At 68.5% G+C, this 22,800-nt stretch carries 21 protein-coding genes; 13 read left to right on the forward strand and 8 right to left on the reverse strand.

Annotated features, from left to right (window positions below; all coding sequences use genetic code 11):
- Positions 1-43 precede the first annotated feature (43 nt).
- A complete protein-coding gene (locus ARTB_RS03785) occupies positions 44-2,392 on the forward strand; it encodes an FdhF/YdeP family oxidoreductase (protein WP_243177764.1) in 2,349 nt (782 codons plus the stop codon).
- Between the two features lie 193 nt (positions 2,393-2,585).
- Here the strand turns inward: ARTB_RS03785 and ARTB_RS03790 are convergent, their stop codons facing one another.
- Both ARTB_RS03790 and ARTB_RS03795 read right to left on the reverse strand, forming a co-directional pair.
- Positions 2,586-2,903 (reverse strand): DUF6457 domain-containing protein, encoded by a 318-nt coding sequence (locus ARTB_RS03790; RefSeq protein ID WP_028276814.1) that lies wholly within the window; start codon positions 2,901-2,903, stop codon positions 2,586-2,588.
- A 116-nt stretch (positions 2,904-3,019) separates the two neighbouring features.
- The gene (locus tag ARTB_RS03795; RefSeq protein ID WP_243177997.1) at positions 3,020-4,009 is read right to left on the reverse strand and encodes a LysR family transcriptional regulator; all 990 of its coding nucleotides are present in this window, start codon (positions 4,007-4,009) and stop codon (positions 3,020-3,022) included.
- 131 nt (positions 4,010-4,140) lie between these two features.
- Between ARTB_RS03795 and ARTB_RS03800 the strand changes: the two genes are divergently transcribed.
- The 9 genes from ARTB_RS03800 to ARTB_RS03840 are packed head-to-tail and all read left to right on the forward strand — an operon-like array spanning position 4,141 to position 13,691.
- A complete protein-coding gene (locus ARTB_RS03800; RefSeq protein WP_243177766.1) occupies positions 4,141-5,019 on the forward strand; it encodes an FAD binding domain-containing protein in 879 nt (292 codons plus the stop codon).
- A 5-nt stretch (positions 5,020-5,024) separates the two neighbouring features.
- Positions 5,025-5,576 (forward strand): (2Fe-2S)-binding protein, encoded by a 552-nt coding sequence (locus ARTB_RS03805; protein WP_243177768.1) that lies wholly within the window; start codon positions 5,025-5,027, stop codon positions 5,574-5,576.
- Positions 5,573-7,966 carry an aerobic carbon-monoxide dehydrogenase large subunit gene (locus ARTB_RS03810; RefSeq protein ID WP_243177770.1) on the forward strand — a complete coding sequence of 798 codons (2,394 nt, stop codon included), beginning with the start codon at positions 5,573-5,575 and terminating at the stop codon, positions 7,964-7,966. Before ARTB_RS03805 ends, ARTB_RS03810 begins: the two co-directional genes overlap by 4 nt.
- Complete coding sequence (locus ARTB_RS03815) at positions 7,966-8,961, forward strand: XdhC family protein (protein WP_243177772.1); 996 nt, start codon at positions 7,966-7,968, stop codon at positions 8,959-8,961. The genes ARTB_RS03810 and ARTB_RS03815 overlap by 1 nt, the downstream gene beginning before the upstream one ends.
- On the forward strand, positions 8,945-9,595 hold the full coding sequence (locus tag ARTB_RS03820) for a nucleotidyltransferase family protein (protein WP_243177774.1): 651 nt from the start codon (positions 8,945-8,947) through the stop codon (positions 9,593-9,595). The genes ARTB_RS03815 and ARTB_RS03820 overlap by 17 nt, the downstream gene beginning before the upstream one ends.
- The gene (locus ARTB_RS03825) at positions 9,592-10,515 is read left to right on the forward strand and encodes an AAA family ATPase (RefSeq protein ID WP_243177776.1); all 924 of its coding nucleotides are present in this window, start codon (positions 9,592-9,594) and stop codon (positions 10,513-10,515) included. Before ARTB_RS03820 ends, ARTB_RS03825 begins: the two co-directional genes overlap by 4 nt.
- Positions 10,508-11,830 (forward strand): vWA domain-containing protein, encoded by a 1,323-nt coding sequence (locus ARTB_RS03830; RefSeq protein WP_243177777.1) that lies wholly within the window; start codon positions 10,508-10,510, stop codon positions 11,828-11,830. The genes ARTB_RS03825 and ARTB_RS03830 overlap by 8 nt, the downstream gene beginning before the upstream one ends.
- Positions 11,820-12,554 carry an SRPBCC family protein gene (locus ARTB_RS03835; protein WP_243177779.1) on the forward strand — a complete coding sequence of 245 codons (735 nt, stop codon included), beginning with the start codon at positions 11,820-11,822 and terminating at the stop codon, positions 12,552-12,554. Before ARTB_RS03830 ends, ARTB_RS03835 begins: the two co-directional genes overlap by 11 nt.
- A gap of 9 nt (positions 12,555-12,563) precedes the next feature.
- A complete protein-coding gene (locus ARTB_RS03840) occupies positions 12,564-13,691 on the forward strand; it encodes an XdhC family protein (RefSeq protein WP_243177781.1) in 1,128 nt (375 codons plus the stop codon).
- 189 nt (positions 13,692-13,880) lie between these two features.
- Here ARTB_RS03840 and ARTB_RS03845 read toward each other — a convergent pair whose 3' ends face one another.
- Positions 13,881-14,426, reverse strand: coding sequence for an NAD(P)H-dependent oxidoreductase (locus ARTB_RS03845; protein WP_243177783.1), 546 nt, complete (start codon positions 14,424-14,426; stop codon positions 13,881-13,883).
- Entirely contained in the window at positions 14,423-15,292 is an 870-nt protein-coding gene (locus ARTB_RS03850; protein ID WP_243177784.1) for an SDR family NAD(P)-dependent oxidoreductase, read from the reverse strand. Before ARTB_RS03850 ends, ARTB_RS03845 begins: the two co-directional genes overlap by 4 nt.
- Positions 15,293-15,501: 209 nt before the next feature.
- Here ARTB_RS03850 and ARTB_RS03855 point away from each other — a divergent pair, with 209 nt between their 5' ends.
- Positions 15,502-16,122, forward strand: a complete 621-nt coding sequence (locus ARTB_RS03855) for an L-threonylcarbamoyladenylate synthase (protein WP_028276802.1) — start codon at positions 15,502-15,504, stop codon at positions 16,120-16,122.
- Positions 16,123-16,226: 104 nt separating this feature from the next.
- On the opposite strand, the gene ARTB_RS03860 is transcribed toward ARTB_RS03855, so the two are convergent.
- The 3 genes from ARTB_RS03860 to ARTB_RS03870 all read right to left on the reverse strand — a co-directional run bounded on the left by ARTB_RS03860 (position 16,227) and on the right by ARTB_RS03870 (position 18,950).
- Entirely contained in the window at positions 16,227-16,490 is a 264-nt protein-coding gene (locus ARTB_RS03860) for a hypothetical protein (RefSeq protein WP_028276801.1), read from the reverse strand.
- A 181-nt stretch (positions 16,491-16,671) separates the two neighbouring features.
- Positions 16,672-17,610 (reverse strand): AfsR/SARP family transcriptional regulator, encoded by a 939-nt coding sequence (locus ARTB_RS03865; protein ID WP_243177785.1) that lies wholly within the window; start codon positions 17,608-17,610, stop codon positions 16,672-16,674.
- 356 nt (positions 17,611-17,966) lie between these two features.
- A complete protein-coding gene (locus ARTB_RS03870; RefSeq protein ID WP_043436053.1) occupies positions 17,967-18,950 on the reverse strand; it encodes a S1C family serine protease in 984 nt (327 codons plus the stop codon).
- Between the two features lie 184 nt (positions 18,951-19,134).
- On the opposite strand from ARTB_RS03870, the gene ARTB_RS03875 reads away from it, so the two are divergent.
- A complete protein-coding gene (locus ARTB_RS03875) occupies positions 19,135-19,638 on the forward strand; it encodes an HtaA domain-containing protein (protein WP_052355067.1) in 504 nt (167 codons plus the stop codon).
- A 24-nt stretch (positions 19,639-19,662) separates the two neighbouring features.
- On the opposite strand, the gene ARTB_RS03880 is transcribed toward ARTB_RS03875, so the two are convergent.
- Positions 19,663-20,412: an ABC transporter permease gene (locus tag ARTB_RS03880; RefSeq protein WP_243177787.1), complete on the reverse strand. Its 750-nt coding sequence runs from the start codon at positions 20,410-20,412 to the stop codon at positions 19,663-19,665.
- 166 nt (positions 20,413-20,578) lie between these two features.
- Between ARTB_RS03880 and ARTB_RS03885 the strand changes: the two genes are divergently transcribed.
- Positions 20,579-22,504, forward strand: a complete 1,926-nt coding sequence (locus ARTB_RS03885; RefSeq protein WP_243177788.1) for an alpha-amylase family protein — start codon at positions 20,579-20,581, stop codon at positions 22,502-22,504.
- Positions 22,505-22,800: the final 296 nt, after the last annotated feature.

The following is a 22,800-nucleotide window of genomic DNA, read 5'->3' on the forward strand; positions in this document are numbered from 1 at the left end:
CACGCCGCCCCATCCGGGTGGTGGTTGCAGAAGGGAAGTTCACGTGACTCGCAACACTCCTCATATCGAGGAACCGTCCGAAAAGGATCTCGTCGTCGGGGACGGGCCGAAAAGCTGGGCCGCCGGCGTCCCGGGCGTATACCACTCCATGAAGCCGGCCATCGAACAGATGGGACTGAACCGGACCCGCAAGACCGTCATGGCGATGAACCAGAAGGACGGCTTCGACTGTCCGAGCTGCGCGTGGCCGGATCCCCACCACCGCAAGGCATTCGAGTTCTGCGAGAACGGGGCCAAAGCGGTGACCTGGGAAGCGACCCCGGTGGTGGTTCCCGCAACTTTCTGGGCCGAGAATGCCGTCAGCGACCTGCGCAGCCAGACCGAGTACTGGCTTGGCATGCAGGGCCGCCTGACCGAACCGGTGTACAAGGCCGCCGGCGAGGACCACTACAAGGCGGTCAGCTGGGACGAGGCGCTCCGGCTCGTGGCCGACAAGCTCAAGGGCCTGGACTCCCCCGACCAGGCGGCATTCTACACGAGCGGCCGGACCTCGAACGAGGCTGCCTTCCTCTACCAGCTCATGGTCCGCGGCTACGGCACCAACAACTTGCCGGACTGCTCCAATATGTGCCACGAATCCTCCGGCTGGGCCATGGGCCAGACCATCGGCATCGGCAAGGCGACGGTCAGCTTCGACGACTACGCCAAAGCCGACCTGATCATCATCATGGGCCAGAACCCCGGCACCAACCACCCCCGGATGATGACCGAACTTGAGGCGTGCAAGCGCAACGGCGGCGAGATCGTGGCCGTCAACCCGCTCCCCGAAGCAGGCCTGCGCCGGTACAAGAACCCGCAGCAGGTCAACGGGGTCGTCGGTCACGGCGTCCAGATCGCGGACCAGTTCCTTCAGATCCGGATCGGCGGCGACATGGCGCTGCTGCAGGCCGTGTCCAAGCGCGTGCTCGACGCCGAGGCCAAGAACCCCGGGACAGTCCTGGACCACGCCTTCCTGGCGGAACACTGCGAGGGGCTCGAGGAGCTCAAGGAACACCTCGCCGGGCTGGATGAAGGCACAGTTCTTGAGGCCACGGGCCTGCACAGCGAGGACATCGATGAGCTGGCCGCCCGCTATCTCAAGGCCGAGAAAGTCATCATCACCTGGGCCATGGGCATCACCCAGCAGAAGAAGGGTGTTGCCACCATCAAGGAGATCATCAACCTCCTGCTGCTGCGCGGCAATATCGGCAAGCCGGGCGCCGGCGCCTCCCCCATCCGCGGGCACAGCAATGTGCAGGGCGACCGGACCATGGGCATCTGGGAGCAGATGCCGCAGTCCTTCATGGAGGCCCTCGGCGAGGAGTTCGACTTCGAGCCGCCCCGCGAACACGGCGCGGACGCCGTCGAGACCATCAACAAGATGCGCGCGGGCGAGATCAAGGTATTCGTCGCCCTGGGCGGCAACCTGGTGGGTGCCATCTCGGACACGAACGCCGCCGAGGCTGCGATGCAAAACACGGAGATGACGGTGCAGATCTCGACCAAGCTGAACCGCTCGCACACTGTGACGGGCCGCGAGGCCCTGATTCTCCCCACGATGGGCCGGACCGAGATCGATATCCAGGAATCCGGTCCCCAGTTCGTGTCGGTGGAGGACACCGTCTGCGCCGTGCACCCGTCCTGGGGCAGCGTCGAGCCGGTGTCTCACCATCTGCTCTCGGAGCCGGCCATCGTGAGCCGGCTGGGCAAACTCCTGGTGGGCGACAAGATCAAGGCCGACTGGGACGGCTATGAGAAGAACTACGACCTTATCCGGGACCACATTTCGCGCGTGGTGGGCGGCTGCAAGGACTACAACCAGAGGATCCGGCAGGAAGGCGGGTTTATTCTCGCCAACGGTCCCCGCGACTCCCGCACCTTCCCCACGCCCACCGGCAAGGCCGTGCTGACAGTCAATGATCTTGAACTTGTCGAACGGCCGCATGGAACCCTGATCCTGCAGAGCATGCGCTCCCACGACCAGTTCAACACCACCATCTACTCGCACAACGACCGCTACCGTGGCATCAAGAAGGGCCGCCATGTGGTGTTCGTGAACCCTGACGACATCGCCGAACTCGGCCTTGCGGACGGGCAGTACGTGGACGTCCACGGCGTGCACGACGACGGCGAGGAACGCGTGGTGCGCAAGTTCCGCGTGGTGTCGTACCCCACGGCACGGGGCTGCGCGGCGGCGTACTACCCCGAGGCCAACGTGCTGGTGCCGCTGAACCACACGGCCGAAGGCAGCAACACGCCAGTCTCGAAGGCAGTCATCGTCCGGCTCGAGCCGAGCCTGGACCAGACGCCCGACGGCGCGGCAACAGCCCCTGCCCGGGTGGCCTCACCCTAGGCACCCGCCAGCCGGGGCCGGGCCAGTCCGCACCACCGGACATGCCCCGCCCCGGCCCCGGCGAGTGGACATAACACCAACATGCCCGTCCCTGCGCCCCACCGCGGAGCATGTCCAGTGGCTGCGGACCGCGCGCATGGCGTGATCCCTGTGCATCAGGTCCGGCGTGCTTCCAGGGTGCTCGCGGGCCGGGCTACTGGGCCCTCTTGGCCCAGCCTTTCTCGTCAGGGCCGCCCGACTCGCCATGTTCGCAGAGCTCGATGACCTTGTTTGATGCGGCGTGCACGGCCTCCTGCGTGCCCTTGCGGCCCTTGGTGGACGCAGTACCCGCCGCGTAGCCCACGATGAACGCACTGATGGCGTCCGCATGCGGCCCGACGGCTTTGACCGATTCCTCTGCCACCTGGACGATCTTTTCGTGGTCGACTTCCAGGTCGAGGATCTGCAGCGCCTGGATCAGCCGGCTGCTCCAATGCCTCAGCGAGCTGTCTTCGTCTCGGGACAACGTCATTGCTACTCCTTCTCGCAGGGTGAATGGATCGTCTAACCCTCAAGGGGTAGCACCCGTCCCCGGCGTTGCGCAACGCGACACAGCGGCACAGCGGCAGCCGGCTCGGCGGCGGCCCCTCAGCTCCAGAGCGCCACGTGGAACTTGGACCCCCGCCGTTCCAGCCCTCGCGAACCGCCGGGGGCGACCATGGCCGCGGTGGCGTCGGCGGTTCCGGCAAACCGTTGGAGGGTCCGCGCCATGGTGGTGGCCCGGCCGCGGTCCAGGGTACTGGCCCACCAGAGTCCGGAGATCGGCGTTCCGGCTACCGGCACACGGACCAGGGAACCGCTGCGGATTTCAGCCCGGACAATATGCCCCAGCGCCAGCATGGTTCCCTCTCCGGCCCTGACGGCGGCCAGGGCCTCCGTCTCGCTGCTCAACCGGACGATCTCCGGCGCCACCGACTGGGCGGCCAGCCAGCGGCCCTCCTCGCTGGCCGCCTGGATGCCGGCGGGCCCGGCAAACCAGGGTCTGCGCACCAGCTCGGCCGGCGCGACCGGCCCGTGGAGGGCGGCGATCGGATGTCCGGCGGCCGCCACGACGATCCGCTGGTACCGCAGGAACGGGACGGAGTCGATGCCGACGGCGCCAGTGCCGTTGGCACGGGAGCCGTTGCGGACGGCGGGCCTGGCCCCCAAAGCGATGTCATAGACGCGTTCGAGCATCAGCGAGGCGATGTCCTCGGCTTCCTCCACCACCACATCGACGGAAGCCCCGGGAACCCGGCGGGTGAAAAGGTCCAGCAGGCGCCCCGCCGCGTGCTCGGCAAACGGCGCCGTCGCCACGATTTTCAGCCGCCCGGTCTCGGTCTGGGCATGTGCCACCTCCCACCGGGCCCGGTCCGCCAGTCCCACGATGTCCTGGGCATGTTCGGCGAGCGCCCGGCCGCCGGGAGTCAGCGCGATCCCGCCATGGGCGCGCACGAAGAGCGGGTCGCCCAGATCCTGCCTGAGTGCGGCGAGCGCCGTCGAGACTGCCGGTTCGCTGACTCCGAGTTGGACGGCGGCCGCATGGAGGGAACCCAGCTTGGCCACCAGGGCGAAGGTCCGCAACTGTCCCAATGTCATCGCCACGGCTTCATAACCTTTCGCTTATGACGATATTGACAGCCCCGCCAGGCCGCGGCAAGACTGACGTCAATCCGGCGCCAGGCAGCCGCTGCTCCACGCCGCCGGCCTTTCGGAGTGAGGTAGGGACTATGCAGATTCCGGCTCCATTTGACTACGTGCGCGCCACTACGGTGGAGAACGCCCTGGAACTTCTTGCCCGGTACGGACCCGACTCGCGGGTGGTGGCCGGGGGGCATAGCCTCCTGCCGATGATGAAGCTCCGCCTCTCCCGGCCCGAATGGCTGATCGACATCAATGACTTATACGAGCTCGATTTCATCCTCCGTGACGGCAACAAACTAAGGGTCGGCGCCCTGACGCGCCACACCACCCTGCTCGAGTCGGAGGAGGTGGCCGGGCTGTTCCCCATCGTGCGGGACGCCGAGCGGGTGATCGCCGACCCCGTGGTCCGCAACCGCGGCACCATTGGCGGCTCGCTTTGCCAGGCCGACCCGGCCGAGGACCTCTCCACGGTTTGCGGGGTCCTGGGCGCCGAGGCCGTGATCCGCGGACCAGGCGGCGAGCGCATCCTGTCCATGTCCGAGTTCCACCGCGGCCCCTATGAAACCGCGGTCGGGCACGATGAACTGCTCTGCGAACTCAGGTTCGGCATCCGCCCCCGGTCGGGCAGCGCCTATGAAAAGGTCGAACGCCGGGTCGGAGACTGGGCGGTCGGTGCCGCAGGTGCCGCCGTCACCCTCGCCGCGGACGGCACTGTCGACGACGCCGCCGTCGGGCTCACCGCCCTGGGCCTTGACCACCCCCTGGCCGGGGCCGCCGCCGTGCTCCGCGGCCGGCATCCGGACGAGGAGCTGTTCGCCGAGGCGGGCAGGCTGGCAGCGGAGGCCTGCGATCCGGTGGCTGACCAGCGCGGCCCGGTCGACTACAAGCGGCATCTCGCCGATGAGCTCACCCAACGGGTACTGCGGCGGGCCTGTGCCCGCGCCGCCCAGATGCAGGAAGGCTGAAGCCGATGCAGATCAGCATGACCGTGAACGGCGCCGACGTCACGAGCGAGATTGAGCCCCGGGTGCTCCTGGTCCACTACATCCGCGAGGTCCTGGGCCTCACCGGTACTCACTGGGGATGCGACACAAGCAACTGCGGGACGTGCGTGGTCCTGATGGACGGACAGCCCGTGAAGTCCTGCACCGTCCTGGCCGCCATGGCCGCGGGGCACGACATCCGCACCGTCGAGGGGCTGGCCAGCGGCGGCACCCTCGACCCCGTCCAGCAGGGCTTCATGGAAGAGCACGGGCTGCAGTGTGGCTTCTGCACCCCGGGGATGATGCTCACGGCCCGCGCGCTGCTGGATAAGAATCCGCACCCGGACGACGCCGAGATCCGGCAGGCCATTTCCGGGCAGATCTGCCGGTGCACGGGCTACGCGACGATTGTCCGCTCGGTGCAGTGGGCCGCCGCCCATCCGGCCGGCTCCGGCCTGGCCGACACGGCCGCCGCCGACACGGACACCGCCGTCCCGGATGTCGCGGCGGAGACAGAAGACACGGAGGTGAAGGCATGACCGTCATCCATGACCGGCAGTCAAACCCGGCCGCTGGCGACGAGGACCGCCCCATCGGCTATGGCCGCATCCAGCGGAAGGAAGACCCGCGCTTCGTGCGCGGCAAGGGCCACTACCTGGATGACATCGTGTTGCCGGGGATGCTGCACGGCGCCATCCTGCGCGCTCCGGTCGCGCACGCCCGGCTCGTGTCCATCGACACGACTAACGCCCTCGCGCATCCGAAAGTGGTCGCCGTCATTACCGGCAAGGACCTGTTGGGCCTGAAGCTCGCGTGGGCGCCGACGCTGTCGGCGGATGTCCAGGCCGTGCTGGTGACCGACAAAGTCCGGTTCCAGGGCCAGGAAGTCGCGTTTGTCGTGGCCGAGGACCGTTACGCCGCCCGGGACGCCCTGGAGCTGATCGACGTCGAATACGATGTCCTTCCCCCGCTGGTGGACGCCCGCAAGGCACTGGACGCAGACGCCCCGGTGATCCGCGATGAGATCGAGGGCCGGACGGACAACCGGATCTTCGACTGGGAGATGGGCGACAAGGCCGAAACGGATGCGGTGTTCGCCGCCGCGGATGTTGTGGTCAGCCAGGAGGTCGTCTACCCGCGGGTCCATCCCGCCCCGATGGAGACGTGCGGCGCCGTCGCCGATTTCGACGCCGTCAACGGCAAGCTGACGCTCTACGAGACCACCCAGGCACCGCACGCGCACCGGACCCTGTTCGCGATCGTCGCCGGCATCCCCGAGCACAAGATCCGGATCGTCTCCCCCGATATCGGCGGCGGCTTCGGCAACAAGGTCGGGATCTATCCCGGCTACATCCTCGCCGTCGTCGGTTCGATCGTCTCCGGCCGCCCGGTCAAATGGGTGGAGGACCGCTCCGAAAACCTGATGTCGACCTCGTTCGCCCGGGACTACATCATGCAGGGCGAAATCGCGGCGACCAGGGACGGCAAGATCCTCGCCCTGCGCACCCACGTGCTGGCCGACCACGGCGCGTTCAACGCCACCGCCCAGCCCACCAAGAACCCGGCCGGATTCTTCTCCATCTTCACCGGCAGCTACGACCTCGCGGCCGCCCACTGCTCCGTCACCGGCGTCTATACCAACAAGGCGCCCGGCGGGGTCGCGTACGCGTGCTCGTTCCGGGTCACCGAGGCCGTGTACCTCGTGGAGCGGATGGTCGACATCCTGGCCCGCAAGCTGGACATGGACCCGGCGGAGCTGCGGCTCAAGAACTTCATCAAGCCGGAACAATTCCCCTATGCCAATAAGACCGGCTGGGTCTACGACTCGGGCAACTACGAGGCCGCCATGCGCCTCTCGATGCAGCTCGCCGGATACGAGGACCTCCGCCGCGAGCAGGCCGAGAAACGCGAACGCGGGGAACTCATGGGCATCGGGGTTTCCTTCTTCACGGAAGTCGTCGGAGCCGGGCCCAGGAAACACTTCGACATTGTGGGCCTCGGCATGGCCGACGGCGCCGAACTGCGCGTCCACCCCACTGGCAAGGCCGTGGTGCGCATCTCGGTGCAGAGCCAGGGCCAGGGCCACGAGACCACCTTCGCCCAGATCGTGGCGGAAGAACTCGGCATCCCGCCGGAGGACATCGAGGTGGTGCACGGGGACACCGACCAGACCCCGTTCGGGTTGGGCACGTACGGCAGCCGTTCGACGCCGGTCAGCGGCGGCGCCGTGGCCCTTGTAGCCCGGAAGGTGCGCGAGAAGGCGAAACTGATCGCCGGGGCGATGCTGGAGACCCGCCCCGAGGACCTCGAATGGGAAAAGGGTCGCTGGTTCGTCAAAGGCGATCCGAGCGTCGGCAAGACCATGGCCGAGATCGCCATGGGCGCCCACGGCACGATTGCCTTGCCTGAGGGCGTTGACGGAAACCTCGACGCCGAGGTCACCTACGACCCGCCGAACCTGACCTTCCCGTTCGGCGCCTACATCTGCGTCGTCGACATCGATCCCGGCACCGGGGAGGTCAAAGTGCGGCGCTTCATCGCGGTGGATGACTGCGGCACCAGGATCAACCCGATGATCATCGAAGGCCAGGTGCATGGCGGGCTGACGGACGGTGTGGGCATGGCCCTGATGGAGATCATCGAATTCGACGAGGACGGCAACTGCCTCGCCGGGTCCTTCATGGACTACCTGATCCCCACGGCCATGGAGGTGCCGGACTGGGAAACCGGATTCACTGTCACGCCCTCCCCGCACCACCCGATCGGGGCGAAGGGCATCGGTGAGTCCGCCACAGTCGGCTCACCGCCGGCGATCGTCAACGCCGTCGTCGATGCCTTGGCGCCGTTCGGCGTCACGCATATGGACATGCCCTGCACCCCGGCCCGCGTCTGGGCTGCCATGCAGGGCCGGGCACGGCCGCCGATCTGATGGCTTCCACCGCAGGATCCCTGGCCGCCAGGGCAGATGAACTCGCCAGCCGCCGCGAGCCGTTCGTCCATGCCACGGTGGTCCGCGCCCAGCATCCGACGAGCGCCCACGCCGGGGACACCGCCCTGGTGCTGCCCAGCGGAGAGATCCACGGCTTTGTGGGCGGAAACTGCGTGGAGGAGTCGGTGCGCGAGTACAGCCGGCAGGTCCTGGCCACCCAGGAACCCCTCCTGCTGCGGGTGCTGCCCGGAGAACCGTCCCGCACCGCGGAGGAAGGCGCCGTCGAGGTCACCAACCCGTGCCTGAGCGGCGGGGCCATCGAGATCTTCCTACAGCCGCGGATTCCGGCGCCCCGGGTCGTGGTGGTGGGCACGACGCCGGTGGCGCAGGCCCTGGAAACGCTCGGCTCCGGCGTCGGCCTCGAAGTCGAACTGACGGACGGCGAATCCGCCGATCCCCGCGGGGATGACGCGGCATTGATTGTCGCCTCGCACGGCAAAGCGGAAGAGCGTGCCCTGGAAGCGGCCCTGCGGGCCGGTGTCCCCTACGTTGCCCTCGTGGCCAGTAGAACCCGCGGCGCCGCCGTCCTGGAATCCCTCGACGTCGACGACGCCCTGCGGCGGCGGGTTTTCACACCGGCCGGGCTGCAGCTCGGCGCCCGGACCCCCGGGGAGATCGCCCTGTCCATCCTCGCCCAGCTGGTCGGTGAACGGTCCAGGGCGCGGCGCGCGGCCCCGCCCCTGGCGTCCGCTGCCGCGCCGTCCCCAGCGTCCGCGGCCGCGGCCGCGGCCCCGAGCTTCGGCACGGAGCCAGTGCCATCCGAGCCTGCACCACCGGAGCCGGCGAGCGCGGTCGACCCGGTGTGCGGCATGTCCGTCCCGGCCCTCGAATCGTCCCTGCACCTGGTTCACGAAGGGGCCGCCGTCTACTTCTGCTCGCCCGGCTGCCGGGCCGCCTTCCGCAAAGATCCGGAACGCTATGCCGTTACGACCTGACCCGTTGCGGGCGGAAGGAAGCCCCGGACCCCGGACCGCCGGCATCATCCTGGCCGCGGGCGGTTCCCGGCGCCTGGGCCGGCCGAAGCAGATGCTGCCTTACGGCGGGGGCGTGCTGCTCGATGCCGTCCTGGCGACTGCCCGGGACTGCGCCTTCGGCCAGACGGTGCTGGCCCTGGGCGGCGCAGCGGCCGAGGTGGAGCGCACCGTGGACACCAGCGGCTGCGATGTGGTGCTCAACCCGGACTTCGGCGAAGGGTGCGCGTCCTCGATCGCCACGGCGCTCGCCGTCCTCCATCCGGACACCGGCGCCGTCGTCCTGCTGCTCGGCGATCAGCCCGGTGTCCGGGCCGCGAGCGTCCGGGCAGTGCTTGGCGCCCTGCAGCCCACTTCTGCGCGCGCTGCCGGCATCGCGGTGTGCCGCTACGACGACGGCGTGGGCCACCCGATGGCGTTTGCCCGGCGCCTGCTGCCGGACCTGGCCGCCCTGCACGGGGACAAAGCCGTCTGGAAGCTCCTGGCACAGCGGGCAGACGACGTCGTCGAGGTCCGTACACCCGGCCCCGTCCCCCCGGACGTCGACACCGAAGACGACTACCGGCGCCTCCTTGCCGGGCTGCTGGGGGCCCTATGACGGCGGCGGCGCGGGCCGGCGCGGAGGAGGACGTGCGGCGCCGGGTCCCGGATGTCGGATCGCTGATGGCCGCGCTGGACCGGACCAACTACCTGGCTGACGTCGGACTGGCGACGGCCCTGTTCCTGGCTGTCCGCCTGCCGCAGCCCATCCTGCTCGAGGGCGAGGCGGGAGTCGGGAAGACGGAGGCCGCGAAGGCGCTGGCCGAGCTCCTCAACACCCCGCTGTACCGGCTGCAGTGCTATGAGGGAATCGACGCCGGTGAGGCCCTCTATGAGTGGAACCACCAGCGCCAGCTGCTCGGCATCCGGCTGGCCGAAGTCCGCGACACCGAGGTCACGGAAACGGACCTGTTTGCCTCCCAGTACCTGCTGCGGCGCCCGCTCCTGCAGGCGCTGGAACATCCCGGCCCGCGGCCTGCCGTGCTCCTCCTGGACGAGATCGACCGCGCCGACGCCGAATTCGAGGCTTTCACCTTTGAACTGCTGGCCGAATCCGCCGTCACCATCCCGGAGCTGGGCACAATCCGCGCCACCCATCCCCCCATCGTGATCCTGACCTCCAACCGGACCCGGGACCTTCACGACGCCCTGACCCGCCGCTGCCTGTACCACTGGATCGACTACCCGGGACCCGCCCGGATCGCCGAGATCGTGCGCCGCCGGGTTCCTGCCAGCAGCGGCCCGCTGGCCCTCCAGGCCGCGGCCGTCATCACCCGGCTGCGCACCCTGGACCTCGCCAAGCCGCCCGGGATCTCCGAGGCAATCGACTGGGTCTCGGCCCTGGCCGTGCTGGGGGTGAAGCGGATCGACCCCGGCACCACCGAGCAGACGTGGGGCTCCATCGTCAAGAACCGCGATGACCTCGAACTCGTCGGCTCCCGCGGCGCGGCCTGGCTCGTGGACGGCACCGATGGTTGAAGACAACGGCCCCGCCCAAAACAACAGTGCCACCGATCAGCCACCTCAGCCGCCACTGGTCGAGGCGGCCGCCTTGTCCGCCGCGTTCGTCACGGCCATCCGGAGGGCCGGCCTGGCGACCTCGCCGGACCGGGCGGCGCGGCTGGCCGAGGCGCTCCACCTGATCCCCCCGGCCCGGCTTGAGCAGCTCTACTGGACCTGCCGCGTGGTGCTCGTGTCGGCCCGCGAAGAAGTGCCCGTGTTCGATGCCGTCTTCGCGGCCGTGTTCCGCGCGAACGCCGCCCCCGCCCAGCCGGGCAGCGTGCCCGGCGCGGCAGCGGCGCCTCCCGCACCGGCGCCTCCCGCACCGGCGCTCCGGACCAGGCCCGCAGCGCCAGGGAGCCAGACGCCGGGCCCGGCCCCCGGGACGCCGCAGTGGCCGCGCCTGGCCTTCCCCGGCCGGGACGGCTCCGCGGAGGACGGCCGCACGGACCGGGAGGCCGTCCTTGCCATGGTTTCCGCGGACGAACACCTGCAGGTGACATCCTTTGCCGAGCTTTCCGCCGAGGAAGTAGCGGAGGTACGGCGGCTGGCGGCGGCGCTGCAGCTCGCGACGCCGCTGCGCCTGAGCCGGCGCACGCGCACGTCGGCCCACAACACGGCGAGCCTGGACGTCCGGGCGACAGTGCGCGCCGCCCGGCGGTCCGGGACCGACGCCCCGGCGCTGCTCTATGCCCGCCGGCGCGAGCAGCGCCGCAAACTGGTGTTGCTCTGCGATGTTTCGGGATCGATGGAACCCTACTCCCGGGTCTTCGTATCCTTCCTGCAGGGCGCCGTGACCCAGGTCGGGGCGGAAGCCTTTGTCTTCTCCACCAGGCTGACCAGGCTGACACGGCAACTGGCCCTGCGTGATCCGGACCAGGCCCTGGCCCGCGCCGCTGTCTCCGCGCCGGACTGGGCCGGCGGAACCCGGATCGCCGAATGCCTCCGGCGCTTCGTCGACGAATACGGCCGCCGCGGACTGGCGCGGGGCGCTGTGGTGGTGGTGTTTTCCGACGGCTGGGCCTACGAGGATCCGGAACAGGTCGCGGCGCAGATGGCCCGCCTGCGCCGGCTCGCCCACCGGATCATCTGGGTGAATCCGCGCAAGGCAGCCCCGCAGTACCGGCCCCTCGTCGGCGGCATGGCGGCAGCCCTGCCCTACTGCGACGCCTTCGTCAGCGGCCACAGCTACCGGGCCTTTGCGCAGGTGGCTGCCGCCATTCGCGGCGAGGGGCCGCCTTCACAGGACACGCACGAACGAGCGAGAGGCAAGGAACCAGCCCATGCACATTGACAGCACGTTCTCGGTGGTCGCACCGATAAGCCAGGTGTGGGACACGCTGATGGACTTCGAACGGGTGGCCGGCTGCCTTCCGGGGGCCAGGATCCTGAACAAGCTCTCGGACGACGCCTACCAAGTGGGCATGACGGTAAAGCTCGGCCCGGTCACGATGCAATACAAGGGCCTGCTGAACGTCATTGAACGAAACGCCCCGGAACATCGTGCGGTCCTTGGCGGCAAGGCCCAGGAGACGCGCGGACAAGGCACTGCCGAGGCCACCGTCACCCTGGTGCTGGCCGAAGACGGAGCGGCCACACGGGGTTCCGTCAGCGCAGACCTGGCGCTGTCCGGCAAGGCAGCGGCCATGGGCAAGGGGGTGATCGGCAGCGTCACTGAGCAGATGATGTCGCTCTTCGCGAAAAATCTGCAGGCCATGCTCACAGAGGCAGCACCCCCTGCGGAGGAAGCCCCTGCCGGACCGACCCCTGCGGCGGTCCCCGGACCCACCCCGGCTCCGGTCCCCGCGTCGGCGCCGGAACCGGTCCCTGTGCCTGTCTCAGCGGCGGCTGCGCCCGACGGCAGCCTGGATGCGCTGAGCCTCGCCAAGGGAATCGCGGCGGAGCAATTGGCCAGCCCGGTGAAGGTCCTCGGCGTTATCGCCGTCGTGGCGTGCATCGCGTACTGGGCCGGCCGGCGTTCGGCGTTCCGGCTGCTCCGGCTGTGCGGCAGGCTCTGAGGAGCGCCGATGCGTGATGTCCTCGCGGCCATGTTGCCCGACTGGCGAAGCGGTGCCACGGCAGGCCTGGCCACCGTCGTGAGCACATTCCGATCTGCGCCCCGGCTCCCGGGGGCGGCGATGCTGGTGACGGCCGGCGGCGAGGCCGTGGGATCCGTCTCCGGCGGCTGCGTCGAGGGGGCCGTGTACGAGCTCGCCACCCAGGTCAAGGACGACGGCGTGCCGGCCCTGGTGCGCTACGGGATCAGCGATGACGATGCCTTTGCCGTGGGCCTGACCTGCGGTGGAATCATCGATATCTTCGTCGAACCTGTTTCCCGGCACCGCTTTGCCGAACTCGACGCCGTCGCGCAGGACATCACCGCCGGGCGCCGCGTGGGCGTCGCCACGATCATCGAACACCCGGATGCCGGCCGCGTGGGGCGGCACCTGGTTGTCAGGCCGGACGGTTGCGGGGGTGACCTGGGCTCGGACCGGACCAACCGCGCCGTCGGCGACGACACCCAGGGTCTTCTCGCCGCCGGCCGGACGGGCATCCTGAACTACGGTGTGGACGGCGAGCGGCTGGACACCGGCATGCGCGTCTTCTTTGCCAGCTATGCGCCGCCGCCGCGCATGCTCGTTTTCGGCGCCATTGACTTCGCCGCGGCGCTGGCGCGGCTGGGCGCGTTCCTGGGCTACCGGGTGACCGTCTGTGATGCGCGGTCCGTATTCGCGACGCCGGCGCGATTCCCCGACGCCGCCGAGGTGGTCAACGCGTGGCCACACCGGTACCTAAGCGAGCAGTTTGCCCAAGGCCTGCTGGATTCCAGGGCTGTGCTCTGCGTCCTGACCCACGACCCGAAGTTCGACATCCCCGTCCTTGAGGTGGCCCTGCGCGGCAGCCCCGTGGCCTTTATCGGCGCCATGGGATCCCGGCGCACGCACGAGGACAGGATGGCACGGCTTCGGCAGACGGGACTGACTGAGGCCGAGTTGTCCAGGCTTCACAGTCCTGTCGGCCTGGACCTGGGCGCCCGCACCCCGGAGGAAACGGCGGTGTCCATCGCGGCAGAGTTCATCGCCCAGCAGTGGAGCGGCAGCGGGGAGCCGTTGCGGCAGCTCGGCGAACGGATCCACCACGACGAGCAGTTGTGACTGTGTGGACATGACGGCGGACGAGGCCCTGCGCTGGACGCTGGCGGTGCTGCTGCTGGCGGCAACGGGCTACCCGGCCGGGCAAAGCCTGTGCGGAGCCGGGCCGGCGGGTCTGCTTTCATGTCCGCCGCCCAGGCCGCCTGACCGCCGCTCCCCCCGGTGCGTCTGATCCGACGCACCGGATTCCGGCTACCGCGCGGCGACCGACGCGGGAGCCAGCAGTTCTCGGTACCGGGCGGCGTGCCGGCCGAGTTCGTCGGCGTCCACCCGGGGTGCCGAATGCAGGATGAGTGGCTGGGCCATCTCCAGGCCGCACAAGTGCGCGGTCGCGTCGAGGGGGCGCAGGAGCTCCTCCATCGTGAAGCGGTTGTGTCCTGCCGGCGCGTAGGACGATTCAGGGCCGCCGGTCGACAGCACCAGCTGGAGCCGCTTTCCGTGGAGGGCGTCGCCTCCGGCGCCGTACGCGAAGCCGTAGGTGAGCACCTGGTCCATCCACTCCTTCAGGACCCCCGGGACGGAGTACCAGTGCCACGGGAACTGCCAGACGATGGTGTCGTGCCCGCGCAGCAATTCCTGTTCCCGGGCGGTGTCGAACCGCCGGTCCGGGTGGGCGGCGGAGAGGTCATGCACCGTCACGTGCTCCAAGTCCATGATGGCTGAGGTGAGGTGCGCGGTGATCCGCGAGCTTTCCAGGTCGGGGTGGGCAACAAGGACGAGCGTGCGCTGTGGGGTCATGGAAGGTTCGTGCTTCTTTCAGAGTCGGATTCGAGGCCGACCAGAGCCGAGCTGACCTGCCAGAGGCGGTCAATATCGGACTGGCTGTAGCTGCGTTTTGATGATTTCTTGGGAGTGCTGTTGGCAAAGTATTGGCCGGTGACGTTTTCGACCTCCGGCGCCGAGGCAAGGTAGATGGAGGTCCGGGCGCCCTGCTCCGGGGTTTTCATCCACCGCTGAACCAGCGGTGTCAGGAACTCTTGCAGCCGGCCCGGATCTTCGGCTCCGAACGCCGTCGCCACGACTCCGGGGTGGAGCACATTTGCGGTGACGTGGGTGTCGGAGAGACGTGCGGCGAGTCCGTAAGTGAACAAGACGTTGGCCAATTTCGACTGGTTGTACGCCCGCTGCCCCGAGTAGGACCGTTCGGCCAGCAGGTCCGCGAAGTCCATCCGGGCCATGGCCTGGGCGCCGGACGAGACCGTTACGATCCGCGCCGGTCCGCTCTCCTTCAACCGTTCAAGGAGAAGGTTGGTGAGCAGGAAAGGAGCAAGGTGGTTAAGGGCGAAGGTGTACTCAAGTCCATCCACGGTGACGCGGCGGGTGTTCCAGAATCCGCCCACATTGTTGACCAGCACATCGAGGCGGTCCAAGGTATTCAGCACCTCGTCGGCCAGCCTGCGGACTTCCCGTTGGGAGGAGAGATCGGCGGTGAACACCTCGACGGGGGCCGACGCCACAGCCCGGATCTCCTCAGCTGCCCGCGATGCCCTGTCAGCGTTGCGTCCAGTGATGGCAACCCGCGCACCCAGGGCGGCCAGACCCAGAGCCGTGGCCTTGCCGATCCCGCCGGTGCCTCCGGTGATCAGAACTGTCTTTCCTGCCATTGACAGCATTCGGTTCTCGCTCTCGGTGTTCGTTGCCGCAAACCTGCATGAGTGGGGTGTAGACAGGTTTGTCTACACCGGAATGAAAGTATCAGACAGAACTGTCTGTGCACAAGCAGCGGCCGGCCCCGCTCCGCCGCGGGACATTCGGGTCGGCTGACGGGCTCCGCTGTGGTCGTCCGGGCGGCCGCCGGGCGTATGCTCTTGGCATGGCGAGATACTTCGATGTGCACCCCGAGAACCCCCAGCCCCGTTCGATCCTCCAGGCGGTGGACATCGTGCGCTCAGGCGGCCTGATCGCTTACCCCACGGATTCCTGCTACGCGCTGGGCGCTCAGCTGGGTAACCGGGAGGCCCTGGACCGGATCCGGACCATCCGGCAGTTGGACGGCAAACATCATTTCACCCTCGTCTGCAAGGACTTCGCCCAGTTGGGCCAGTTCGTCCAGATCGACAACGATGTGTTCCGCAGCATCAAGGCCGTCACGCCCGGCAGCTATACCTTCATCCTGCCGGCGACCAGGGAGGTCCCGAAACGGCTGCTGCACCCGAAGAAAAAGACTGTTGGCGTGCGCATTCCGGACAACCACGTCGTGCAGGCGCTGCTCGCTGAGCTTGGCGAGCCGCTGCTGTCGAGCACTTTGCTGCTTCCCGATGAGGAAGAGCCACTCACTCAGGGGTGGGAGATCAAGGAACGCCTGGACCACGTGGTGGACGCCGTGATCGATTCCGGCGACTGTGGTGCCGAGCCAACCACTGTGATCGACTACTCCAGCGGCGTCGCAGAAATCGTCCGGCGCGGCATGGGTGATCCGTCGCGCTTCGAGTAACAGTCGCGCTTCGGTTGACAGAGGGCGCCGGCAGCGGCATGGCGCCGGCTGGCTGACCGGGCGCCGGGATGGACCGGGCGCCGGGATAGGCCAGGCGGGGCGGACTAGGCGGATTCCGCCGCGGCCGCCTGCCGGTTCCGCAGCCACCGGCGCACGAGGTCGATGGCGGCGACAAGCCCGGCCAGGGGCGAGAGCACCGCTGCGGCGTAGACGAACATCATCCACGTCAGGGTGGTCACCGGGCTTTGGCGGGTGCTTAGGAGGGACAGTCCGCCGAAGAGGCCCAGGACCCAGAACAGGATGACTCCGGACAGCACAGCGGCTGCGGGGAAGTACTCGTTCGTGACGACTTTCTTCAAGGTTTCCATGGGCCCTCCTCACGCCCGGCGGTGGGACTGCCCGCCGGGGATGTTCCCAGTATGAGGCCCGGCGCGGCGGAATTCCCCGAGAATCCCGGCCACGTGACGAAGCTAACGCCCGCGTCCCTGTGGCGGCCATCTCGGTCATCAATTCGGCGCCGCCGGTCCAACGGTGGCGGCCCCGCGGGGGTCAGACCGCGGCCCGGACGCGCTGGAGGAAGGAATCAAGCACCCGCCCGGCGTTCTCATGCATGCGCCGGGACTCCGCCGCCGGCAGCTGCCGGCTCTTGGGCCCGTTCAACCGCTCACCCAGATAGAGCAGCGCCGCCAGTACCTCGGAGAGTTCGGAGTTGCTTTCCGCGCGCTGCCGCAGTAGCCGCAGATGCGCTTCCTGCAGGGCCGGACCGGGGCTGCAGCCAAGGTCGCGGTCGAAGAGCCGCCGGCAGCGGTCATACGCCGCGAGGCCCTCCGCCGGCAGGCCTGCCTGTTCATAGGCGGTCACCAGCACCGTCCAGGCCCGCTCGTTCAGGGGCTCCGCGCGAATGGCAGCCTGGACCAGGTTGACGGCATCGTCTGGTTTGTCCAGCAGAGCCGCCGTTTCTGCCGCGAGGATCTGCAGCGCCACCTTCTCGGCTGCATGGCGTGCGCGCGCCTCTTCGGCCCAGTCGGAGGCAAGTTCGAACCCGAGCAGCGGCTCGGCGGAAATCTCCAGGGCCTCGAGCATCAGGGGGTAGGCCTCCGCCGGAGCCAGCTCACCGGCGTCGCGGACCAGGTCCCGGAACCGGAACAGATCGAGGTCCACGAGCGTAGGATCCAGGACGTAGCCACTGTTGGCCGTGCGGAGCGGGCCGGTCTTGGTCTGCCCCGGCTGGATGGCACGGCGGATACCGCTGATATAGCTCTCGAGGGTCGCAACGGAGCCGTCACTGGCTCCGGCGCCCCAGAGAAGATCGATCAGGCGGGTCTTGGACACGGGCGTGCCAAGGTTCAGGAGAAGGATTTCCAGTATGTGCCGGGGCTTGCATCCGCCCATGTCGGCGGCGGTGAGCGCCACGCCGTCCCGGCGCACTTCGAATGATCCGAAGAGGCGGACCGAAATGGAAGGTGCTGTTTCCTTTGGGCTATCCACGATGTTCTCCGATTTCCCCAGGTAAAACGAACTTAATCGTCTATGGAGAGCCGGATCAACATCGAAACCAGGCCGTACTGAGGCTCTGTTCCCTCCGGCTTTCCAATGACACCGTGACACGCCCGGCGGGGCGCAACAAGGCATGCCGCTACCCGATCTTTCGCCCAAAGAAAGACGCGTACAGGGGTCAGTACCGCTGAGTAAGCGCGCGGAGCGGAGGGCAGGTGATTGCGGCGCCAACCAAGTAATTCCGCGGGCCGCCGCTATGCGGACCCAAGTAGTTTAGCCGGGCAGCGATTAGGCCCCCGGCGGGCAAATTCCAGCGGGTTGAAACCGCCGGTCCGGACCGGGTTTCCCTACTGGTTATCGGTCATCTCGGCGGGCACGGCCACCAGTCGCAGGTCCGCGCCGTCCCGGAGCACGGCAAGGTCCAGCGGCTCCCCGATCGCTTCGGCGAACAGCAGTTTCTGCAGGCTCTCGGCGTTGGACACATACATGTGTCCGACCTTCAGGAGGATGTCGCCGGTCCGTAGCCCGGCCCGCTCGGCGGGGGAATCCGGGAGGACTTCGACCACGAGCAGGCCCTCCCTGCGGCCCGTCCGGACGACGGCGCTCGGCTGCAACTGGATCGGTGTGTTGACCAGGCCCAGGTAGGCCCGGCGGACGCGGCCGTCCTTGAGCAGGGACGCGATGATCCGCCGGGACGTCGCGTTGATGGGAACGGCCAGCCCGAGCCCAACACCGGCCACGGCCGTATTGATGCCGACGATCCGCCCGCGGGCGTCTGCCAGCGCCCCGCCGGAGCTGCCGGGGTTGAGGGCCGCGTCGGTCTGGATGACGTCCTCGATCACGCGCCGGCTCCGTCCGGACCAGACCGGGATCGAACGGCCCAGCCCGCTGACCACGCCGGCGGTGACGGAGCCGGCGAGCCCGAGCGGATTGCCCACGGCGATGACCAGCTGGCCGACCCGGAGGGACTCGGCGTCGCCGAGTTCAGCCGGCGCCGCGGTGGGTGCCCTGCCGTGGACCACGGCAAGATCGGAGAGCGGGTCGGCGCCCACCACGTCAACGGCCGTGCTGGTGCCGTCGGCGAAGACTGCGTGGCCGGACTGGGCGCCACCCACCACGTGGGCATTCGTCAGCAGATATCCGTCCGTGGTGAACAGCACGGCCGAGCCCGCACCGACCCTCACCCTGCCGTTGCGCCCGTTGCCGGTCACCTCGAGCGCGGCGACGTGCTGGGTGACAGCCTCGGCCACGCGGATGACCGTTGCGGAATATGAATCCAACGGGTCTTCGGACACATCGGATCCGGAAACCCTGCTGATGGACGCGGCCACGGTGCACCTCCTGCTAAACGGTACTCATCCAAGTCAACCACCGCCGTCCCGGGAGTAGTCCTGGCGGGCCTACGCCGTCAGAGAAATACTTAGGATGAAGCGGCGGCGGTGCAACAGTTCAGCCCGGCGCGGATCCGCGGCTAGGCTCGGATGTAGATCCGCCCGACAGCCCAGGAGAACCCACGTGACACCAACGTCCGCCTCCCCCGCCCCGCTGCCCCTGCCGGGTCTGACCTGGGGTATCAAACGCAGCTTTATGGATTACATTTCGGGACTCCCGGACGGTGCTGTTTCCGCAGCCGACGGCGCCACGGTCACTGCGTCCGGAGAGTTCTGCTTCGCTCCCGCCGGCTCCGAGTACGATCCCGCCAGCGGCACCGGATTGCTGCGGTTCCGCGGCGATGTCCGCGTCGCCGGTCACCACGGAATGATGTTCGTCCGGCTGCTGGATCCATGGGTCGAGTTCGCGGCCGGGCACGGGGTCCTGTCCATCAGCACGGGCGACGGCGGCGGGACGGACCGCTCGGATGTCGGCACCCTGCGCACTGCCGCGCCCCGCAACATGGAGGGGTTTCTCGTCTGGGAGCGCGTCGAGGTCGCCGTCTCCCAGGCCGGTTCGGAACTTTTCGACGGCCAGTACGCCGACGGCCAGGCGATGGACCCCCTGGTCATCCGGGTGCCGGCGTAGTCAGGACGGCCCAAGGCGCGGACGCTAGCGTGGACGCACCGGACGCACCCTCACCGGCGCGATGATCCCGATCAGGGCCACGGCGGTCATGGAACCTGCCGCCATGATCGAGGCGAGCACGACGATCTGGAAGCGGCCCGCCTCCAAGGGTGAAAGGCCGCCGAAGATCGCACCCACAAACGCCCCGGGCAGGGTAACAAGTCCCGTCGTCTTAGTCTGGTCGGTCGAAGGGATGAGGGCGGAATAGACGGCGCGCCGGGCCAGCTCCAACGTCGACCGACGCCGCGTCGCCCCCAAAGCCAGCCACGCTTCAACCTCATCCCAACGTTCATTCACCGACTCGGCAAAGTGCCGGCCGGCCAGAGTGGCGATGGTCATCGCATTGCCGATCACGATCCCCCCAATTGCCAGCGCGTAGCGGGGCGTCAGGGCCATAGCGCCCGTGCCGAAAACGATCGCCAGGGTCACCAGGATGCCGGCGGCCATCGAGCCGCCCACTACCGCCAGGCGGCCCCAACTCCACCCCAGGCGTCGCGCGGCCGTCACTGCGGCCACCGAAAACATCACGAGAAGTGCGGCGCCGACCCAGACCGGACTGGTGATAACAGTGCCCAGTATGAGGCTGATGACAGCCAGTTGCACAGCCCCGCGCAGGATGGCCAGCGCCGGCGCGGTCCGGTGCGGGATCCGGAAAACCGCAAGCAACCCCACGGTGACCAGCATCAGGAGCCCTACGCCCAGCAGCGTGGGCAGGAGATCAGTCAAGGCGGTCATCACGCCAGCCTATAGACCTTCGCGGCAGCACCATTGGCGGCATCGGCTGTCGGCTGCCTTTCCTCGCCGGACACGGCTGCCGTGCTGGGCACCCGCGCGTCCTTCTGCAAGGATGTGAACGGTCGTCGCGCCGTCGGGGACTGAAACTGGTCAAAGGAGATGCTCCATGGTTGAACCCGCCCTTCTAGCCGACGGCGTCCACAGCGAGGCCCGCCGGCATGTGCTCCGGGCCTTGGCGGCGGGCACGGGGATCGGGTGGGACGGCGCGGACCGGGCCGTCTTCGAAGAGCGCTTCGACCGTCATTTCCCGGCCTTGTTCCGGCTGTTCCACGATCTCTACGGCGCACGGCCTGATTGGCTGGATCAGCTCACCGACCTAGTGATGCAGTCTGCCCGGTCGTGGGCCGAGAGGCCTGCGCCGCTCAAGGGCCTCGACGCCGAACGGGAACACAACAGCGGCTGGTTCCAGTCCAATACCATGCTCGGCGGCGTTTGCTACGTCGACAGATACGCCATGGACCTCGAAGGCGTCCGCGCCCGGATCCCCTATTTCAAGGAAATGGGCCTGACCTACCTGCACCTGATGCCGCTGTTCCTGGCCCCCGAACCGCACTCCGACGGCGGCTACGCCGTTTCCAGCTACCGGGACGTCAATCCCAGGCTGGGCACCATGGAGCAGCTGCGTGACCTCGCCGCCGAGCTGCGGGCGAACGGCATCAGCCTCGTGGTCGACTTCATCTTCAACCACACCTCCGACGAGCACGAATGGGCCCGGAAGGCGGCCGCGGGCGAGCCGGCCTACAGCGACTACTACTGGATCTTCCCGGACAGGTCCATGCCGGACGCGTTCGAGCAAACCGTGCGCGAAATCTTCCCGGACGACCACCCCGGCTCATTCGTCGACTTGCCGGACGGACGGTGGGTCTGGACCACGTTCCACACCTTCCAGTGGGACCTGAACTACTCCAACCCGGACGTCTTCCGTGCCATGGCGGGCGAGATGCTGTTCCTGGCCAACCAGGGCGTGGACATTCTCCGGATGGACGCCGTCGCCTTCATTTGGAAGCAGCTCGGCACGCCCTGTGAGAACCTTCCCGAAGCCCACACGCTGCTGCAGGCGTTCAATGCCGTGTGCCGGCTGGCGGCGCCGTCGCTGCTGTTCAAGTCCGAGGCGATCGTCCACCCCGACGAGGTGGCCCGTTACATTGACCCCGCCGAGTGCCAGCTCTCCTACAACCCCCTGCAGATGGCGCTGATCTGGGAGGCGCTGGCCACCCGCGACGTGTCCCTGCTCACCCAGGCCCTGGAGCGGCGCCACAATATTCCGGACGGCACGGCGTGGGTGAACTACGTCCGCAGCCATGACGACATCGGCTGGACATTTGCGGATGAGGATGCCGCCGAGCTTGGCATCAATGCCTTCGAGCACCGGCGATTCCTCAATTCCTTCTACGTCAACCGTTTCCCTGGCAGCTTCGCCCGCGGGGTGCCTTTTCAGGACAACCCCCGCACCGGCGACTGCCGGATTTCCGGCACAACGGCGTCGCTCTGCGGGCTGGAGGGCGGAACCGATGCGGCAGTGGACCGGATCCTGCTGGCCCACTCGGTGGCCTTCAGCACCGGGGGCATCCCGCTGCTCTACCTCGGTGACGAGGTCGGCCAGTTCAACGACTACGGGTACGCCGCCGAGGAAGGCCACGGAACGGACAGCCGCTGGGTGCACCGGCCGCACTACCCGGCCGCAGGGTACGCGCGGCGCGCGGAGCCGGAAACCCCCGCCGGGGCGGTCTTTGCCGGGCTGCGCCGGATGGTGTCCGTACGGTCCGCGACGCCGGAACTGGCCGGGACCCGGCTGGTCGGGTTCGCCACGAACAACCCGGGAGTCCTGGGGTACCAGCGTCCCGGAAATGGAACGCTGATCCTCGCCCTGGCTAACTTCAGCGACGGCCCCCAGGAGGTAACGGCGTTGACGCTCTCCGGCTTCGCGGCTGGCGCCGTCGACGTCCTGACCGGCGCCCACGTGTGCCTCGACGCGGGACTGGTCCTGGACGCCCGGCAGTTCGTCTGGCTCCGGGTGACGCCCCGGCCTTGAGGCGCTGGCCCGCTGCTCATCGGCAGGGAGTAAGGGAAGCGGCTGTTGTCGGCGCCTGCTGCGCCGCTTCGCCCGGTGCCGTGTCCGGCCGCACACTGGTTGAGGAGAGCGTGCGGCCGGAATCTGTGGACGAACGGCCCCGTGGCGGCCGGCGGCCGGTCTTCTGCGGCCTATTTCCACTCTCCCCCATCCCGCTGAGAAGAGACTGAGAGCAGCCTCTCTCCGTGGGGACGTGCGCGCAGGCGGGAGCGCTCCGGCCACCGCCGGGGCGCCGGCCGGGCGGGCGGCGCCGGCAA

The organism is Arthrobacter humicola (assembly GCF_022803015.1).
GTDB classification, from domain to species: Bacteria; Actinomycetota; Actinomycetes; order Actinomycetales; family Micrococcaceae; genus Arthrobacter; species Arthrobacter humicola_A.

What these genes read in the sequence shown, in the direction of transcription:
- ARTB_RS03790 (WP_028276814.1), bottom strand. Translation starts at nt 2,903, where the DNA reads ATGACGTTGTCCCGAGACGAAGACAGCTCGCTGAGGCATTGGAGCAGC.
- ARTB_RS03795 (WP_243177997.1), bottom strand. Translation starts at nt 4,009, where the DNA reads ATGACATTGGGACAGTTGCGGACCTTCGCCCTGGTGGCCAAGCTGGGT.
- ARTB_RS03800 (WP_243177766.1), top strand. Translation starts at nt 4,141, where the DNA reads ATGCAGATTCCGGCTCCATTTGACTACGTGCGCGCCACTACGGTGGAG.
- ARTB_RS03805 (WP_243177768.1), top strand. Translation starts at nt 5,025, where the DNA reads ATGCAGATCAGCATGACCGTGAACGGCGCCGACGTCACGAGCGAGATT.
- ARTB_RS03810 (WP_243177770.1), top strand. Translation starts at nt 5,573, where the DNA reads ATGACCGTCATCCATGACCGGCAGTCAAACCCGGCCGCTGGCGACGAG.
- ARTB_RS03815 (WP_243177772.1), top strand. Translation starts at nt 7,966, where the DNA reads ATGGCTTCCACCGCAGGATCCCTGGCCGCCAGGGCAGATGAACTCGCC.
- ARTB_RS03820 (WP_243177774.1), top strand. Translation starts at nt 8,945, where the DNA reads ATGCCGTTACGACCTGACCCGTTGCGGGCGGAAGGAAGCCCCGGACCC.
- ARTB_RS03825 (WP_243177776.1), top strand. Translation starts at nt 9,592, where the DNA reads ATGACGGCGGCGGCGCGGGCCGGCGCGGAGGAGGACGTGCGGCGCCGG.
- ARTB_RS03830 (WP_243177777.1), top strand. Translation starts at nt 10,508, where the DNA reads ATGGTTGAAGACAACGGCCCCGCCCAAAACAACAGTGCCACCGATCAG.
- ARTB_RS03835 (WP_243177779.1), top strand. Translation starts at nt 11,820, where the DNA reads ATGCACATTGACAGCACGTTCTCGGTGGTCGCACCGATAAGCCAGGTG.
- ARTB_RS03840 (WP_243177781.1), top strand. Translation starts at nt 12,564, where the DNA reads ATGCGTGATGTCCTCGCGGCCATGTTGCCCGACTGGCGAAGCGGTGCC.
- ARTB_RS03845 (WP_243177783.1), bottom strand. Translation starts at nt 14,426, where the DNA reads ATGACCCCACAGCGCACGCTCGTCCTTGTTGCCCACCCCGACCTGGAA.
- ARTB_RS03850 (WP_243177784.1), bottom strand. Translation starts at nt 15,292, where the DNA reads ATGGCAGGAAAGACAGTTCTGATCACCGGAGGCACCGGCGGGATCGGC.
- ARTB_RS03855 (WP_028276802.1), top strand. Translation starts at nt 15,502, where the DNA reads ATGGCGAGATACTTCGATGTGCACCCCGAGAACCCCCAGCCCCGTTCG.
- ARTB_RS03860 (WP_028276801.1), bottom strand. Translation starts at nt 16,490, where the DNA reads ATGGAAACCTTGAAGAAAGTCGTCACGAACGAGTACTTCCCCGCAGCC.
- ARTB_RS03880 (WP_243177787.1), bottom strand. Translation starts at nt 20,412, where the DNA reads ATGACCGCCTTGACTGATCTCCTGCCCACGCTGCTGGGCGTAGGGCTC.
- ARTB_RS03885 (WP_243177788.1), top strand. Translation starts at nt 20,579, where the DNA reads ATGGTTGAACCCGCCCTTCTAGCCGACGGCGTCCACAGCGAGGCCCGC.